Origin of the sequence: Coleofasciculus sp. G3-WIS-01 (assembly GCF_040223135.1) — a bacterium.
Taxonomy (GTDB): Bacteria; Cyanobacteriota; Cyanobacteriia; order Cyanobacteriales; family Coleofasciculaceae; genus Coleofasciculus.
The window spans coordinates 1-17,352 of the sequence record NZ_JAVJZI010000003.1 but is presented as its reverse complement, the minus strand read 5'-3'; the positions used below and the strand labels follow the sequence as shown (position 1 = coordinate 17,352).

Below are 17,352 nucleotides of genomic sequence, written 5' to 3'. Positions count from 1 at the left end.
AGGGAGAGTTGTAGGTTGGGTTGACGCAGGAAACCCAACAAGATTAAGGGCTCGCATCCCTGACTACGAACCTGAATCAGGGCGGGTTTTGTTGTTGGGTTATCGGTGGGGAGGGCGGGTTTTGTTGTTGGGTTATCGGTGGGGAGGGCGGGTTTTGTTGTTGGGTTATCGGTGGGGAGGGCGGGTTTTGTTGTTCAGTTATCGGTGGGGAGGGCGGGTTTTGTTGTTCAGTTATCGGTAACTAGCTGAATTGATTCCCTAAACCCGCCCCTACAATTGTCCCTAAACCCGCCCCTACAATTGTCCCTAAACCCGCCCCTACAATTGTCCCTAAACCCGCCCCTAAAATTGTCCCTAAACCCGCCCCTACAGTTAGACAGATGTGCCATATTCGTCTCTAATGTTATGACTAGAATTGTATTAAAGCTTTTGTCGCTCAAAAAATTATAAGATTATAAAATGGAAAACAGCAACAATTTTACCTTAATCCCCGACGCAGACGCCGTGATGATTCCTCAAGCCCCAGAGGGATTTAAATCTGGCTTTGTGGGTATTATTGGACGCCCGAATGTGGGTAAATCGACGTTAATGAATGAATTGGTGGGACAGAAAATTGCCATCACGTCACCCATCGCCCAAACCACCCGCAACCGCTTACAGGGTATTCTTACCACAGAAAATGCCCAAATGATTTTTGTGGATACGCCAGGAATCCACAAGCCTCATCATCAATTGGGGAAAGTGTTGGTACAAAATGCTAAGATTGCGATTGAAGCGGTGGATGTGGTGCTGTTTGTGGTGGATGGAGCGACACCAGCAGGAGGAGGCGATCGCTACATTAGTAATCTACTCACTCAAACCTCAACACCTGTAATTCTAGGTATTAACAAATCGGATTTACAATCGCCAGGGAAAGACTTAGATGAAGGGTATCATCAACTGGCAGATCCCCACAATTGGCAGGTGATAAAGTTCTCTGCCCTGACGGGTGACGGGTTGGCATCCTTGCAGGAACAGTTAATTGATCGGCTAGAACCAGGTCCTTATTATTATCCGCCGAATTTAGTCACTGATCAACCCGAACGTTTTATTATGGGAGAATTAATTCGAGAGCAAATTCTGCTGTTGACTCGCCAGGAAGTTCCCCATTCCGTTGCGATTACGATTGATGTCGTTGAAGAAGAACCTAAAATTACCCGCATCCTCGCCACGATTCACGTTGAACGGGAGTCGCAAAAAGGAATTTTAATTGGAAAAAAGGGCAGTATGCTGAAAAACATTGGTTCGGAGGCGCGTCAGCAAATCCAAAAGTTAATTGCGGGTAAAGTTTATCTAGAATTATTTGTCAAAGTGCAACCTAAATGGCGACAATCTCGTCTGAGATTAGCAGAGTTGGGGTATCGGTTGGAGGAATAGTTATTCGTTTATGTCATTTGTCAAGGAACAGGGAACTCTTACCAGGGAACAGGTAGAGTTTTGAGTTATAGCTGTCGTCATCAAGTTTAAGCTAGAATTAGTATCACAAAGGTTGATAGACGTCAACTCCAGAGCGGTAAATTCACCTGTTCTGAAGCAGGATAACTTTTCTAACTCTTATGGGTTCAGGGTAAGGCGGGAATGGTTTCAGACTCGGCATTCTGCAACAGTATCTTAAGGAGAGCGATCGCGATGAAATTTACAATTGTTATACTGACTACAGTTGTGACCACAATTGGCATAGCGGGTCAAGCAATGGCTCAAGCTAGAACGCCGGCTCAAGAATTTTTCGAGCAGGGATGGCAGCAATTAGAGCGAGAAATTCGCACTCTCCAGGATGAAAATCCGGAAGCGGAGGAGAACCTGCAACGACAATCGGGAGGGAAGCCGATACTGGATGTGAATCCAACGGCTGAGAGTGAACCTCGCCCAGAGATTGAGGGTATTGAGCAACCTAATTCTCAGGTAGATGAGACGCCTGTTAACTAGAGTTATGTATTCATGTAGAGAGGTAGTATGTTACGTCTCTACATGCTTAAGGCGTACCACCTAATTTCGCTGCCAATTCTCCTTTAATCCGATTGAGAATAGAGGTTTCATCCAACGACGCCAGAATGCGACTAACTACAGTTTTAGGTGCATCTTCTCCCCAAGAGGCACCATTGGCTAAATAAACTTTTGTCACTTGTCCAATTGCATAAGTAGAAACACCCGCGACACCCGCCTGAGTCATGGCGACAGACAGATAAGGCGCTAAGGTAACACCACCTGTAGCGGGTGCAGATAGCCCTAGCAATCCCTTAATACTACTTAATCCCAATGTCGCTAACAGTTCACTCGCACCAATTCCCCCCATACTCAAGGCGATTTTCTGAAGCAATCCCACAGCACCTTGCTGGGTCATGGAGATACCGTAGAGGCGAGATAATGCTAGAATCATCACCACGTCTACAACCGTTGCTGTGAGTAGATCCAGAACCGTAACTGGATTGAGTGCGATCGCGACGGCTTTGGTCATCACAGCTTTCCAGATCATCTGATTGGCACTTTCTTCCCGAATCTCCATTTTCCGTTGCACCAGTTGTTCATTCACCTCACCCGCGTACATCATCGAATTTAAGGCGACTAAGGATTTACCTTCCCGGTGCAAAATTTCTAGTATTTTTAGCTTTAATTCTTCAATCTGAGGGGTTCCCAGACGCCGTTGAATCGCGCGGCTACCATCAGCACGACGTACAGCTACCGCTTCTAAAGGTGCAGCCGCCACCCGGACAATCTCGGCGGGGGAGAGCAACTGTTTCACCCGTTCATCACGTATTTTACGATAAATCACGTCTCGATCGGCTTCGGGATATTGGTCAATTTTATTAAAGACAAGTAGCATTGGCTTACCGCTATCTCGTAATTGAGACAGGGCTTCATATTCGACTTTGGTAATATCCCCAGCGATAATAAATAGAATCAGATCTGCTTGTCTGGCAACAGTTACCGCTAACGCCTCACGGGTTTCCCCATTGACTTCATCAATCCCTGGCGTATCAATAAACTGGATTTGGGATTCCCCAATACTAGGTAACGCCACCCGCAGGATTTCGTGAGCACTGTTTGCCAAGGTTTCCTGACTTAACTGCCAATTGGCGGTTTGAGCATTCTGAGTCACCCCATGTAGCGCCCCAGTTTCAAACACAGGTTGTCCTAATAACGCATTCAGTACCGAGGATTTACCCCGTCCTACCATACCAAAGGCAGCGATTTGCACACAACTATGTTCGAGTTTGTCCAAGAGATTAGCTAAATCCCCAATTTCCGACTCTAACCCCGCTTGTTCTTGGGGAGTTAAATCAAGATTGCGAACTAACTCACGCAAGGAGTCTTGGGCGCGTTTGTAGTGGAGTTCCCCCTGAACCGCGTCAACACTCCACATCGCCCAATCCCAGTCTTGGTTGGAACCGGGAGAATTGTTCGTCAAAATCATAATGCATCCTCCCCAACAGGAAACCCCGCGTCCCCAGAACGGGGAGGAATGCTCACGTTTCGCTTATGTTCGCCCATTTTTTCCTTTATTGTTTATTTTCTTGTCGTAAAATTGTACTAACACCCCTGGTGGAGACACCCCGCCAAAAGCGGACAGCACCAGGACGGTAAGTAACCAGAAAGTTGGATATCTAACTGACTGGCTAGGCGGCGTTTGACGGTCGCAGCGGGAACGAATACGTTCTGTCGGCAGAATCCCTCGTACTTTAGTCTAGGGACTGTCAAACCTCCTGCGCTAGGGTTGAGTTTACCTCGATCCTAGCGTCCTTGGCTCTATGATAGATGTAATCTAGCTAGAGGAGAGACAAAGTTGGAGTTATTATGAGTGAGTCACAAAGCATCGAAAAACGAAGCAGCTAGAAAAGCTTCTTGGAAATGCGATGAATCTTCTCCAATTCAAAATTAACTTTTTAGACTTTAAAACACTCTACATAGTATTGATGTTAACCAACGATAGGATTGCTCAATCTGAGCTTCAGCAATCGGGGTAATTTCAACCTGAAATGCCATAGTTTTGCTGAATGTCTTGGATAAAATCTCCAATAGGGCGAGTTTTTCCGGCATCAACTTCAGCCAAACCTTGCTGGATACCTGCAATTGTTTCTAATTGATCAATCAATTGGCGCAGTTGTTCAGGATTGATTTTTCCGGCTTCCAAAAAAGTAACCAAAACTTGGGCGCGATCGCTCACATCTGGTGGGAGTTCAGCTAGCTTAATTTGTCCGTTCTGATAAACGCCTTCAACTGTTCTTAGCATAGATAGCTTTATGGGTAATGACTCTTTCAATTTTACAACACAGCTATGGTTAAATCCTTGGGGATTTATCAGGGGGATGAAATAGCTGCATTGCATTTAGCCAGACGGCTTGAGTCGGCTACACTCTCGTATACTTTCTCAAGTCAGCGCCCAAGGTGGATCATCGGGTTCAACGTCTGTATAGCGAAATCGCGTGATTACTAACAAAATTCCCTCTTTAGCCATCAAAGATGCGATCGCATCCCCCATCCGGCAAATTTTCTATCATGTTAGTAACCGCTTATAATCGAAAACGCTATGACAGCCATCACCTTAAATTTACGTCCCACCCTCACCCTTACCGATGAACAGTTTGAGCAGATTTGCTGCGCCAATCGAGACTTAAAATTGGAAAGAACTGCACAGGGAGAATTAGTCGTTATGGCATTAACTGGTGGTGATACCGGAAGACGAAATTTACGCTTGACGGGTCAACTGTGGCTCTGGAATCAACAAAGTGGTTTAGGTGAAGGGTTCGACTCGTCTACAGGTTTTCGCTTACCTAATGGTGCTATTCGCTCTCCTGATGCGGCTTGGGTACGATTAGATCGTTGGCAAGCTTTAACCCCAGAACAACGGAAAAAGTTTGTCCCCCTGTGTCCGGATTTTTTAGTAGAGTTACGTTCTTTGAGCGACGAATTAGAAGATATTCAGGTAAAAATGCAAGAGTATCTGGCAAATGGTTTACTATTGGGTTGGTTAATTGATCCCCAGATGCAAAATGTAGAAATTTATCGCCCTAATCAAGCTGTAGAAACTCTTAATCAGCCGACGACATTATCAGGAGAATCAATTCTGCCTGAATTTGTCTTGGATTTGACCGGAATTTTATCTGATTGAAATAGTAAGTCGAATGACACTGGCTGGTATGCTGGTGGGCAATGCCCACCCTACAGTATATTAAGGGTTTCGCTATTAAGTCGGCTTACCTCTACTGTCTTGATCGCCTATATTCAATCCGAAGCTGTTGTACAGAAGGGTTCTCTGCTTCAATAAAGCTATCCCGATGAACTTCCTCTAATCCTAACTCCTGAAATTGGGCAAGTTCCCTGTCAGAAAGCGCCCAAGGCGGACCATCGGGTTCAGCATCTGTCTGGCGAAATCGGGTGATTACTAATAGAGTTCCTCCCTTAGCTACTAAAGACGCGATCGCATCAATCACAGTTGCTCGTACATTTAACGGTAACGCTTGGATATTCCGACATTCTAATACCAAGTCAAACTGATGACGCCAAGCCGGATCTAAGGCGAACAAATCAGCCACAACGTAGGTAACCGGGGAGTTGGGGAATCGTTGCTGACACCATGCGATCGCAGTTGGGGAAATATCAAAGGCTGTCACGTTGAAACCTAATCTAGCCAATGCTTCTGCATCATCGCCTAATCCGCAGCCAATGACTAAAGCTGAGGGATTATTTCCTTTTGGCTTATTTTGATCTAGCCAATCTTGGAAATAGGGATGGGTTTGCAAACGCGCCCACGGTACTTGTTGGGGATCACCATTTGCTTGGGAATAAAGAATTTCAAACCATCCTGATGGATCAGATTTTTCTAGAGCTTGTGTTGCTAAAAAATCCACCTTCTGTCGTAGCTGTTTTGGTTGTTGTTCAAACATCTTTTTCTAATATAAAGACTTCTTGGATTTTCTCAGATTTATGGTGATAAGCAAACCTTATTACAGGCTTAAACGAACACCCATTGGTCATCAACCTGGGGGTGCCACGGTTCGTAGCATGATATCCTCGATCCAGTCTGTCCCCACCCAACCCGTTGCATCACCACTGGCGAAACCAATACACCAACGAACTCCCCCATCTGCCCTAATTTGGTCAGATAATGCCATCATTACTCCAGGGACGCAATGTGAAAATTTTATCCTAAAGTGAAAGTAGCCGATTATGGGAATAGTTATCAATCATTCGTCTCCTTGTACTCAACCCTGGAAGAGAAATATCAACGTTTGCGCAAAGAACTGATTGGTGGTGGACTTGCCCTCTTGGGAGTCGCTCTAATTGGTACGTTATGGTACAAACTGGTGGAGGGGTGGTCATGGTCGGATGCTGCCTACATGACGATCATTACTCTGGCGACGGTTGGCTATGGAGAGACAAATCCTCTGGGCGATCGCGGACGCCTGTTTACTATTTCCCTGATTTTAATGGGTCTTGTCGCCATTGGTTATATTGTCAATCGCTTTACAGAAGCCCTAATTCAAGGCTACTTTCAACAAGGAATTCGACTGAGGCAAAGACGACGCTTGATTGATACCTTAGATAACCACTACATCCTCTGCGGCTTTGGACGTACAGGGCGTCAGATTGCCCTAGAATTTAAGGCTGAGGGGATTGAGTTTGTCACGATCGACTCTCAAGTTGATCAGGTAGAGGAGGCGCGGGAGTTGGGTTATATTGTTGCCCAAGGGGATGCGACTTTAGATAGTACCCTGCAGGCGGTGGGTATCGAAAAGGCGATTTGTTTAGTCGCCGCGTTACCGTCTGATGCCGAAAATCTCTATACCATCCTCTCCGCCAAAACCCTCAACCCAAAAATTCGGGCGATCGCGCGGGCAAGTTCTGAAGAAGCCCTGAAAAAGCTTCAGCGTGCGGGTGCAGATGCTGTTGTATCCCCCTACATCACCGGGGGTAAGCGCATGGCATCGGCTGCCCTAAGACCCCAAGTGATGGACTTTGTGGATGGGATTCTCACTGGGGCTGATCGTTCGTTTTACATGGAAGAGTTTCTGATTGACGCCGAAACCTGTCCCTTTATCGGAAAAACGCTGCGGGAAGCCAATTTGCGATCGCAAACTGGGGCATTAGTTTTGGCAATTCGCCGCGCTGATGGCAATCTGATTGCTGGACCTAATGGTGAAACCCCGCTACTATCTGGAGATGTACTCATCTGCATGGGAACAGCCGAACAAATTCGCCTACTCAATCGCATCCTCAGTCCCCTACGTTCTCACTGGCTACGACAACCTAAGCATAGTTGATTGAATCGGGAATAAGGAACAGTTTTCATAACTTCAACTCCTCAAGTTGAGTTTGTCTGTTATAAACTGTATTCGTTTTGATCCTATCTAGGCTTAGGTAGGGAATTTTATTAAATTTCAACTATCATCAAAATTAGGGTTTTAATTGTAATCTGAATGTCTGTAACTTTTAACGCGATCGCACCGATAATTACCCTCCAGATAGAGAGTTGATCGGGATCAAACTTTTGTTGGCGCTTTCACCTGATAATGTATTCAAAATAACGTCACTGGCGACAGCTTTCACAACATTGATACTGACAGAATTACCTAACTGATAGTACGCTTTATCATCATTAAAATGCAAAATAAAATCATCGGCAAATCCCTGGAGACGTGCGGCTTCTCGCGGTGTGATTCTCCGGACTCGATGATTGTGATAAATTCCTAATCGATTGGCATCGCTAGCCACCAACGTGACTGATATTTTACGGGGATCTAAAAATTTATAAACCTCAAAAGAGAAGTTCCCCGATACAGGCTTGTATTTGCAATCAACAACTTGTAAATATTTTTTGGCTACGAGTGAGTCAAGAATCTGGTCAAGATTTGGATGCTCAAAAAAGCTGGCGATTTGCTCTCGACTAAGCAATTTACCATCTTGATGACGACCAAATACTTTATTCCGACGCTTTAAAATAAAACGGTTCATTAACTCAATTTCTTCCGGACTACATTTTCCCCGTAAACCCAGTTCCCATGAGTGCAGAGAATTTCCCCCTCGATAATCAATGAGTCGCTGACCATGCAATTGAATTAAATTGTTGTTTAACCGGGTTTTTAGGGCTTCAACAAACTCAGGCGAACAATCATATTTAGAATCAGGATTATCTTCTAATATATCAGCCACAGCAACAGGTTTATGTAATGGATTAAATAAAGATAGCTGCTGACAATTATAAGAATGGGAATCGGGCGAACCCACATCAGAAATCAACTCGAACTTTGGTGAAGCTCCTAAAATACCGACCATATACAGGCGAACCCGGTTTTGTGGTAATCCAAAATTAGAACTGTTTAATAGAAATGTATCGAAGCTATATCCTCGATTTTTAATTTCATGCTTGATTGTTGCTAAAGTTTTACCCTGATCATGACTATAAAGACCGCGAACATTTTCAAATATTAAGGCTTGAGGTTTACAGGTATCTATTAATCTCAATATTTCAAAAAACAATGTTCCTCTCGTGTCTCCAAATCCTGCCTTCTTCCCCGCGTAGGAAAAAGACTGACAAGGAAAACCTGCCAATAAAAAGTCGTGGGGCGGTAATTGGTTAATTGCCCGGATATCTCCTAAGATCTCATGGTTAAAATTATTTTGGTAAACCCATTGACAATCTGCACTGATTTCACTCGCTAAAACACATTCAGTTTTGCAGTTTAAGGAATCAGCAGCTTGTTCAAAGCCTAGGCGCATCCCACCTATGCCTGCAAATAAATCAATAAACCGGATTTTGATCATACTCAATCTAGATAATTGTAATCATTATTTTTGGGAAACTTGCTGATAATTTGCTTGATTTAAAAAACTACTAAAAAACAATAAAAAATAATTTTGTGATGCTTCTCCTTCTCCCTCCCCCCTTTCAAAGGGGGGCTGGGGGGGGATGGAGAAGAGGTTAGGGGATGAGGGTGAAGCAGTTTTCTTCCAGAGAGGACACACCTCAAAGGTTTGCCCGTATTGATTTTCAGCTTAAGCCAGATTCCTTACAATTCAATCGATGTCCGTATTTTTTTATCCTATAATCAAGAAAGTCAGTTTAGGGGATGACACCGACTCTTCATCTAGCAATTAGGCATCACAGAAGACCATTTCTTCACGCTGCAGACGATAAAATCCGGTTGATCGCCCCTAAAATTGATCAACTCAATTTTGTATTCTATCCAGGGATGTTTTATTATTTAGGTTGGAAATGATTCACCCCTATACGGCTCCAAGTCCATGCCCATCAACCCTTAACTTCTGACCCATTCCACTAGGGTAAAACTTTGAGCTATGAAGGTTGAGTGGGTTTCTGTTTTGACGAGCCGAAAGGACACTATTAAAAACTTCTAGATAAAAGCCAGAGCAAAAACCAACCGGGAAAAACGATGTCCAACCCACAATTATCGATCGCGCAACATTATCACGAGCGTACCAAATACGATCCGGAGACGATCGCGTCCAAAAATAAGCGACTAGACTGGGACAATCAACCAATACCCTTTAAAGAGTATAAACTGGGGACGAATATTGACCTGAAGCCCTATCTCAAAGAAGATCCCCAAGGGTTTACCCAGGAACCGGGGAAACGTTGGTGGCGGTTGTCACGGTTGCTCTTGTGCAGCTATGGCTTAACCGCTAAGATGGAAACGATGATTGGACCTCCCGTTTATTTAAGGGCGGCGCCGTCGGCGGGGGGATTGTATCCGGCGGAAGTCTATTTAATTTCTCGGGGTACTTCTATCTTACCGCCAGGACTCTATAACTATCAGTGTCCGAACCATTCTCTGGTGCATTTTTGGGATAGCGAGGTTTGGTTGGCGCTACAAGACGCCTGTTTCCAGCATCCTAGCTTAGAGACAACGGAACTGGCGATAATCACCACAGCTATATTTTATCGTTCGGCTTGGCGCTATGAAGACCGCGCCTATCGCCGGATATTTCTGGATACGGGTCATTTGTTGGGTAATATTGAACTAGCTGGTGCGTTAACGGGGTATCGCCCCTATCTGATTGGTGGCTTTGTCGATCAAAAGGTGAATGATCTGCTTTATCTTAACCCGGAACAAGAGGGCGCGATCGCAGTTGTTCCCCTCGCCGATCAACTCCAGGGACAAAATAGCCTCTCTCAACCCACTGTCTTACCGTCAGCGACACAGTTTGACTATCCCAAACTTCCTGATGGGGAGTTGCTAGCTTACCTACACCAAGCAACGCAAATTGAACCGACGGATAAGGAAAAAATTGAATCGCCATCATCCGATGACTCAGAGTCGGAAAACTTAGGTGAAGACAAGTATAATTTTCCCTTCTGCACCAAAGTCTCCACCGCTACACCACCGATTCAATGGGGAAGTATTACCAGGGAAGGATATGCGCCTCAAGCTTTAGAAAATACGATTCTCAAACGGCGCTCAACTCGCGCTTATAATGGTGCAACCCTCACCTTAGATGAACTTAAATTGCTGCTTGATTTTACCTACCAACCTCAACAGTACAGCCAGCAAGGATTTGAGAGTTATCCTGATTATTTTGATCTTAGCTTAATTGAAACCTTTGTGGCAATTTCTGGGGTAACAGGTTTAGAGGAAGGCTGCTATTATTATGCACCGAAAGCCCAAGAATTAAGGCAAATTCGCTTTAAGAACTTCCGCCGGGAATTACACTATTTGTGCTTGGGACAAGAGTTAGGGCGGGATGCGAGTGTGGTTCTCTTTCACACAGCCGACTTGCAGGAAGCTGTGGGGAAGTATGGCGATCGCGCTTATCGTTACCTGCATCTGGATGCGGGACACCTGGGACAACGGCTCAATTTAGCGGCGATTTATTTACAATTGGGTGTAAGTGGTATTGGTGGGTTCTTTGATGATCAAGTGAATGAAGTTTTAGGGATTCCTCCTGATGAGGCGGTTCTTTATATTACTACCCTGGGGCGTCCGAGAAGTTAATGGTTATTTGTCATTTGTCATTTGTCACATTTACTAGGAGATTGTATGCCATTATACGCTGAGTTACACCGTCATCTGGGGGGTTCAGTGGTTCCTCGGATTCTCTGGCGATATTTTCAACGCCAAAGTGATCCGTTAACCCAGAAATTTGCTGACTATGAGGAGTTTGAGGAATTTTACACGCGATCGCGCAATACATTGGATGAGTATTTGGAACTGCACACGTTGGTGGAACATGTCCAAACAGCGCCAAGCTTACCCTATTTTATCTATCGCTTAATTCGCGGCGCGTATATCTTTGAGAATTTAGCCTATTTAGAACTTCGCTATACGCCTTATTTACGCACGCCGGAACAGTTAAGTCAATCGGAACGGATTGATCAGATGGCGCAGATTGTGGAGATTGTCGGAAAAGCTAGTCAGGTAAATGATTATCCGATGGTGACGAGTCAGATTCTCTGTATGCATTCACGGCTTCCCTATGGGGTGAATAAGGCAATTGTTGATCTAGCCGCCCAAAGGAAGGACTATGTATGTGGGGTGGATTTGGCGGGAGGAGATGCTCATTATGGTGAACGATTAGAGGAATTTGTGGGACTCTATCAGTATGCGCGATCGCTCGGTCTTAATACAACCGGTCATCTCTACGAAACCACCGACGGTTGTTATCCAGAACTCTTGCCATATTTAATGAGAATTGGTCATGGCATTCATATTCCCTTAAAATATCCAGAGTTGTTAAAAGAAGTTGCCCAGCGACAGCAATGTTTAGAAATATGTCCCACAACCTACTTAAAAACAGGAACACTCGATGATATTCATCAACTGAAAGTGGTCTTTGATTCCTGTTTTGATGCGGGGGTTGATATTGCTATTTGCACCGATAACGCGGGATTAAATAATGTGCGCTTACCCTTTGAGTACGAAAACCTATTAACCCAAGATGTGATTGATTTTGAGCAAATGCAAGCCTGTCAAGATGCCGCCTTTCGCCACGCCTTTGCTTGGCCCCATAAACAGCATCCCGCCTCTCTATTAACCGGATTGCTGGAAAATTCTAGAGACGAGGTTGTTGCCGCCAATGGTACACCCAGAACCAAAAATTAGGGGCAGAACCGCTGGCATCAATAATTGTGTCCACCTACTTACCGTCCACCTTATCTTTTTTCAGGGTTTAACCTTGGGGTAAGCATCTTTAATATGTGCCATCACTTCTTGATAAATTTCGCTACTCACGCGACTAAAAAAATTAGCTAAAATATCTTTAACCGCAAACCAGATGATAAACGTCGCCCCCCCTAATGTGACCCAAATTCCGGTTAAATCAACGCCAAAGGATTGCATAACGAAAACACTACCCAGTATGAAAATCACAAACGGGACAACGCCTTCTAAGAGAGGGAACAGGACATTATCCCACATTGCTTCAGTTTGTCGGGCATAATCTTTGAGGTAGTAGATGAAAACTTGAATGAATAACTGGATTAACCAATAACTGACTGCCACAATAATAATCGCCGTCAGCAGACGTTCAAACCAGCTAGGGGTATCTCCAGCATCTAAATCCGCAAAGGCAACCTTCAAACTGACCAGAATGAAAATCGTCAGAATGGGATAAGCGGAGACATTCAGGGTGACTAGGGCAATATCGCTCTCAAACTTCCGAAAAATGGAGCGTAGCCCATAAAATAATAAGATGTAGAGCAGACAAGCTCCTAGGGAAGCGATCGCGAGCTTCCCCAGAATCAAACCAACTGTCCGTAAGGGAATGACCGTGAGCGCGGTTAACATGATCAGCTTGTTGATTGGTGATTGTTGATGGCTACATAGCTGGCTCAAAGGAGCAGAAGTATCCTATAGCTGGCTTAGCTGGCTCAAAGGAGTAGGAGTACCATGAACATGATATGATGAGTAGCCCAACTGGATGCCAGTTGGAGAAGCGGCTACCGATGGGTTTGATGATCCCCCTTTCGGATAAGATGAGAAAATGCAAACGAACCAATTGATCACGTTCTAGCAACTCGGTTGAGGTATAGAGTAGATGAACCAAGCAATTTTCGATAGAGTCAAAAAAATAGTTACGGAACAATTGGAAGTTGAACCCGATGACGTAAAGCCTAACGCCAACTTTGCCAATGATCTCAACGCCGACTCCCTGGACGTGGTGGAATTGGTCATGGCTTTGGAGGAAGAGTTCGATATCGAGATTCCAGACGAAGCCGCCGAAAATATTGCCACAGTCAAAGCGGCGGTAGACTATATCAGCGAAAAAACAGAAGCGGCGGCGTAATTAGCGGTTGTCTTTTTGAAAAAAGTTCTGCGTTCTCGGGCAGTTGCCCGGTTTTATTGGCATCATGACAAACATTGAACTCAAGCGCGTTGTTGTTACAGGATTGGGCGCGATCACTCCCATCGGTAATACTGTGGCAGAGTATTGGGATGGACTCTTGAGTGGGCGTAATGGGATTAGTACAATTACCCGATTTGACCCCTCCCGCCATGCCTGTCGTATTGCTGGCGAAGTCAAGGGATTTAATCCCCATGACTATATGGATCGCAAAGAAGCCAAGCGGATGGATCGCTTTGCCCAATTTGGAGTCGCGGCTAGCAAACAAGCGATCGCAGATGCGAAGTTTGTCATCAATGAATTGAACGCAGAACAGGTGGGTGTGATCATTGGCACCGGGGTTGGCGGGCTCAAAGTCCTGGAAGACCAACAAGAGGTCTACTTGACTCGTGGTCCCGATCGCTGTAGCCCGTTTATGATTCCGATGATGATTGCCAATATGGCAGCCGGACTCACGGCAATTCATACGGGGGCAAAAGGACCCAATACCTCTACTGTCAGTGCCTGTGCTTCTGGCGCCCATGGGGTGGGGGATGCCTTTCGTTTGATTCAACGGGGTTATGCCCAAGGGATGATTTGTGGGGGAACAGAAGCCGCCGTGACACCTTTATCCGTGGCGGGATTTGCCTCGGCAAAAGCCCTGTCTACCCGCAATGATGACCCCGAACATGCCTGTCGTCCCTTTGATCGCGATCGCGACGGCTTTGTTATGGGTGAAGGTGCGGGTATCCTACTGTTGGAAGAATTGGAACATGCCCTCAGTCGGGGTGCCCATATTTATGCCGAAATGGTCGGCTATGGCATGACCTGTGATGCCTACCACATGACCTCACCCGTACCCGGTGGGGAAGGGGCAATCCGGGCAATGCAGTTGGCACTCAAGGATGCTGGATTGCCGCCAGAAGCCGTTAGCTATATTAATGCCCACGGGACGAGTACACCCGTTAACGATCCCACAGAAACGACGGCGATTAAAAAAGTTTTGGGCGATTATGCCTACAAGATTGCCGTGAGTTCCACCAAATCCATGACAGGTCATCTGTTAGGAGGTTCTGGAGGCATCGAATCCGTGGCATCAGTCTTGGCGGTAGCCCATGACCAAATTCCGCCGACGATTAATTTAGAAAATCCTGATCCAGACTGCGATCTAGATTATGTGCCCAATCAAAGCCGTCAGCAGGTAGTCGATGTGGCGCTATCAAATTCCTTTGGCTTTGGCGGTCATAATGTCACATTGGTGTTCAAGAAGTACAGATCAGCTTAAGGTTCTCAGTGGCGCTGTCTTCGCGATCAAGCGATCGCGATTTCAACGCCTCCATTAATTTGGACAGGTTCCGAAGGGGTACGGCACTGCCGTGCCCCTTCAGGGTTTTTACTCCCTGCCATTGCCTTTGGCGCCACGACAGCATCGGCAATCACCCTACGCGATCGCGCCGTTGTGGTGATTCGGGAATGAGCAACCCCCTACTCCCCCATATCCTTATCTCTCTATCTCCCTCCTATCAGCGATCTTCGCCACATCCCCCTCTCCCCCATCGTTCTTCAGTTCTCGAAAAAGATATTGTGCGATCGCCTCCTTTAGATATATACTAATGTTTATCATCACAAATCTCTATCCACGGAGGTTTGTGGCACAACTGTCAAGCTCAGGGAGACGTAGATACATGGAAAACTGATGCAAGCTCATGGCTCAAAACGCGCAAGCGCTCAAAGCCATCAAAAAACCGGACACCCGTTTTTCATCTCTCTTCTTTCTGCACTGAACCTTTCTCGACCTCAGCGTGCTAGGTAATGATTTGTCTTCCTATATCTGATACCAAAACACTTGATACCGAACTGTCCATGCATCGTCTCTGCGTGAAAGACAGTCGTAATACACTATTCCCAGGCTTGTTTCCTTAGTCGTATCATTTAGGTATTATTTCCATCACTTTCCTTTCCCGGTAAAAACATTGAGATCTTTGGGGCTTTGTTCTATCGTCTGTAGTCATTGACAACGGGCAATAGAGAGGGTATCCCTAGCTATAACGTGCTGATAAAAAGTACAACAACTGAGTATGGCTATAGTCTTGTTATCGGCTGTAGCCAACAGAATGGGTATGGAAAATTGGCTCAATTCAAATCCGAAAAAAAATTTCCAATCTTCACCATTTTTTCACCTTTAAGGTTCAATATGTTAGGTAAGTCAGATAAAAACTCATGATCGCTATCGCCCATCTAAATGATGTGTGAAAACAAGGAGGCTGAAACACTTATCTAGAAAGGATTGCGATTTTACCACTCTGGTAAAACTGATTTACGACAGACTGGCTTGACTGCCTTTATCGTTAGTTTCCCAGGGTATCGTCAAATCTTCAAGCATCTGAGCATAGCAAACCGAATTAAAAACTCGGAGGTAAAATCTATGGGACACTAGAAACAATCAAATTAAAAAGATTTAATCTAAAAAAGGTTGCCAAAACAATGGATATCGGTTTAAGATAAATCGAGGAGGATTAACAAAAGTTTACAAACCCAGCTTATCTGGTTGTCGTCTATTGTCCTTAGCCCAAATAATGCAGCCGTAGAACGTACCAGGTTCCACGACTGCAAAAGCCAAGGCAGAATATCTCAGGATTAGCCGATTCTGAGAAACCTGCTGAACATAAAGCTAAAGAAATAGACACCTTTAAACCCAACATTAGTTTGTATTTACTATTGAGTACAGGTTGGCTTTTTGCCTTGACCAACCTTGATTGAGGGGCTTTGTATCTTTTCTTGAGATCTATCTTAGCACAACTCATAGATCTCGGAATGTATAAGCCTTGACCATTTTCCCAATAACCTGGCTTTCGCAAGACTCGCGAAGTAAGTCAGTTTGTGACAACATTATTCATTGGATAAGGCGTACTATGGCGACACATACCATCTACCAAGACATTTTCAACGAGCAACTCGGCGCATCTGAATGAACGGATTAAAATCGTCATTGAATATGGCGAAGACTTTAATGGTGACGGTTTAAATGACATTAAAGTCACCTTAAGTGTCGATGATATTTCCAACTCTGGCACTGAGGACATGATCGGCGTTGCCTTTGATATTGGCAATGATAGTCTGATCAGTTCTTTAGGTTTAGATATTAGTAACATCACGACAGATTCAGCAACCCCAACTATTGACTACACGATTGGTCAAAATGTAGTTACTGGTAATTTTGGAGTCATCAATATTTCCGGTGGAGGTGTAGATACCCCTTATGATGCAGCAGTCCAGTTTAATTTAGGAGGTTCTGGTGATGGTATTGTTCAGGAAGCCAGTTTTTTAATTACCTCTTCAACAACCAGTTTAGACACAAATACTGATCCGACTCAAGACTTAGTTCGCCAAATTCTCAACGGTACAGACTGGTATATTCGTCTTCAATCCACTGATGGTGGTTCAGAAAGTGCGAAGACGGGAGGTTTTATCTTAGATATTGGTGATCCCCCTCCTAACCCGGATTCTCCAGCCATTGATATAGAAAAAGAGGTTTCCTTTGATGGTGGTCAAACGTGGTACGATGCAGACACCGCCGCCGAAGCCTTAGACATTGTTGAAGGGACTAACGTTCAGTTTCGGATTATTGCTCGAAATACAGGCGATGTTGAATTAACCAATGTTGTTTTAGATGATAATCTCTATGACCTCAATGGAGCAGATCCTGGAACTACCGTTACTATTGCATCTTTAGGTGTAGGCGATTCTTATACCCATATTTACACGACGACTTGGGAAGCTGGACTACAAACTAATACGGCTACAGCTACCTCTGATCAAGGTGTAACTGATACTGACGATGGGAACTACTTCGGTGCTGACCCCAGCATTTCTATCGATAAAGTCACCAACGGTGCAGATGGTCAAGAAATCCTGGAAGGAACTCCCATAACCTGGACATACAGTGTTAGCAATGCCGGAAACATCGGTCTATCCAACGTCAATGTCAGCGATGACCAAGGTGTAGTTGTCAACTATGTCAGTGGTGATACAGATACC

General features: G+C 45.0%; 18 protein-coding genes. 10 read left to right on the top strand and 8 right to left on the bottom strand.

Translation table 11 applies throughout. From position 1 onward, the window contains the following. The coding region (locus RIM23_RS00170) for a hypothetical protein (RefSeq protein ID WP_446363390.1) at positions 1-241 on the top strand (241 nt) is incomplete at its 5' end. On the opposite strand, the gene RIM23_RS00165 is transcribed toward RIM23_RS00170, so the two are convergent. Continuing rightward, positions 242-382: a glycine zipper domain-containing protein gene (locus RIM23_RS00165; protein WP_446363398.1), complete on the bottom strand. Its 141-nt coding sequence runs from the start codon at positions 380-382 to the stop codon at positions 242-244. Positions 383-459: 77 nt separating this feature from the next. Between RIM23_RS00165 and era the strand changes: the two genes are divergently transcribed. Both era and RIM23_RS00155 read left to right on the top strand, forming a co-directional pair. After that, complete coding sequence (era, locus tag RIM23_RS00160) at positions 460-1,416, top strand: GTPase Era (protein WP_446363388.1); 957 nt, start codon at positions 460-462, stop codon at positions 1,414-1,416. A gap of 252 nt (positions 1,417-1,668) precedes the next feature. After that, complete coding sequence (locus RIM23_RS00155) at positions 1,669-1,965, top strand: hypothetical protein (protein WP_446363386.1); 297 nt, start codon at positions 1,669-1,671, stop codon at positions 1,963-1,965. Between the two features lie 46 nt (positions 1,966-2,011). Here RIM23_RS00155 and RIM23_RS00150 read toward each other — a convergent pair whose 3' ends face one another. Both RIM23_RS00150 and RIM23_RS00145 read right to left on the bottom strand, forming a co-directional pair. Further along, on the bottom strand, positions 2,012-3,400 hold the full coding sequence (locus RIM23_RS00150; RefSeq protein WP_446363396.1) for a GTP-binding protein: 1,389 nt from the start codon (positions 3,398-3,400) through the stop codon (positions 2,012-2,014). 603 nt (positions 3,401-4,003) lie between these two features. Next, positions 4,004-4,267, bottom strand: coding sequence for a hypothetical protein (locus RIM23_RS00145; RefSeq protein WP_446363384.1), 264 nt, complete (start codon positions 4,265-4,267; stop codon positions 4,004-4,006). 297 nt (positions 4,268-4,564) lie between these two features. Here RIM23_RS00145 and RIM23_RS00140 point away from each other — a divergent pair, with 297 nt between their 5' ends. Continuing rightward, positions 4,565-5,146 carry a Uma2 family endonuclease gene (locus tag RIM23_RS00140; protein WP_446363382.1) on the top strand — a complete coding sequence of 194 codons (582 nt, stop codon included), beginning with the start codon at positions 4,565-4,567 and terminating at the stop codon, positions 5,144-5,146. A gap of 91 nt (positions 5,147-5,237) precedes the next feature. Here the strand turns inward: RIM23_RS00140 and RIM23_RS00135 are convergent, their stop codons facing one another. Together RIM23_RS00135 and RIM23_RS00130 are read right to left on the bottom strand one after the other, a co-directional pair. Then, the gene (locus RIM23_RS00135; RefSeq protein ID WP_446363380.1) at positions 5,238-5,921 is read right to left on the bottom strand and encodes a class I SAM-dependent methyltransferase; all 684 of its coding nucleotides are present in this window, start codon (positions 5,919-5,921) and stop codon (positions 5,238-5,240) included. Positions 5,922-6,011: 90 nt separating this feature from the next. After that, positions 6,012-6,152, bottom strand: coding sequence for a hypothetical protein (locus RIM23_RS00130; RefSeq protein ID WP_446363378.1), 141 nt, complete (start codon positions 6,150-6,152; stop codon positions 6,012-6,014). An 81-nt stretch (positions 6,153-6,233) separates the two neighbouring features. Here RIM23_RS00130 and RIM23_RS00125 point away from each other — a divergent pair, with 81 nt between their 5' ends. After that, positions 6,234-7,298, top strand: coding sequence for a potassium channel family protein (locus RIM23_RS00125; protein WP_446363394.1), 1,065 nt, complete (start codon positions 6,234-6,236; stop codon positions 7,296-7,298). 190 nt (positions 7,299-7,488) lie between these two features. Here RIM23_RS00125 and dcm read toward each other — a convergent pair whose 3' ends face one another. Further along, positions 7,489-8,799 (bottom strand): DNA (cytosine-5-)-methyltransferase, encoded by a 1,311-nt coding sequence (gene dcm, locus RIM23_RS00120; RefSeq protein WP_446363392.1) that lies wholly within the window; start codon positions 8,797-8,799, stop codon positions 7,489-7,491. Positions 8,800-9,428: 629 nt separating this feature from the next. Between dcm and RIM23_RS00115 the strand changes: the two genes are divergently transcribed. Both RIM23_RS00115 and RIM23_RS00110 read left to right on the top strand, forming a co-directional pair. Beyond that, positions 9,429-10,988 (top strand): SagB/ThcOx family dehydrogenase, encoded by a 1,560-nt coding sequence (locus RIM23_RS00115; protein WP_446363376.1) that lies wholly within the window; start codon positions 9,429-9,431, stop codon positions 10,986-10,988. Between the two features lie 45 nt (positions 10,989-11,033). After that, a complete protein-coding gene (locus RIM23_RS00110; protein ID WP_446363374.1) occupies positions 11,034-12,095 on the top strand; it encodes an adenosine deaminase in 1,062 nt (353 codons plus the stop codon). Positions 12,096-12,155: 60 nt separating this feature from the next. On the opposite strand, the gene RIM23_RS00105 is transcribed toward RIM23_RS00110, so the two are convergent. Further along, complete coding sequence (locus RIM23_RS00105; RefSeq protein ID WP_446363372.1) at positions 12,156-12,779, bottom strand: hypothetical protein; 624 nt, start codon at positions 12,777-12,779, stop codon at positions 12,156-12,158. Positions 12,780-13,029: 250 nt separating this feature from the next. Between RIM23_RS00105 and acpP the strand changes: the two genes are divergently transcribed. Both acpP and fabF read left to right on the top strand, forming a co-directional pair. After that, positions 13,030-13,278, top strand: coding sequence for an acyl carrier protein (acpP, locus tag RIM23_RS00100; protein WP_446363370.1), 249 nt, complete (start codon positions 13,030-13,032; stop codon positions 13,276-13,278). A gap of 64 nt (positions 13,279-13,342) precedes the next feature. Further along, entirely contained in the window at positions 13,343-14,599 is a 1,257-nt protein-coding gene (fabF, locus tag RIM23_RS00095; RefSeq protein WP_446363368.1) for a beta-ketoacyl-ACP synthase II, read from the top strand. A gap of 26 nt (positions 14,600-14,625) precedes the next feature. Here the strand turns inward: fabF and RIM23_RS00090 are convergent, their stop codons facing one another. Then, positions 14,626-14,754, bottom strand: a complete 129-nt coding sequence (locus RIM23_RS00090; RefSeq protein WP_446363366.1) for a hypothetical protein — start codon at positions 14,752-14,754, stop codon at positions 14,626-14,628. Between the two features lie 1,641 nt (positions 14,755-16,395). Between RIM23_RS00090 and RIM23_RS00085 the strand changes: the two genes are divergently transcribed. Next, the coding region (locus tag RIM23_RS00085; RefSeq protein WP_446363364.1) for a DUF7507 domain-containing protein at positions 16,396-17,352 on the top strand (957 nt) is incomplete at its 3' end.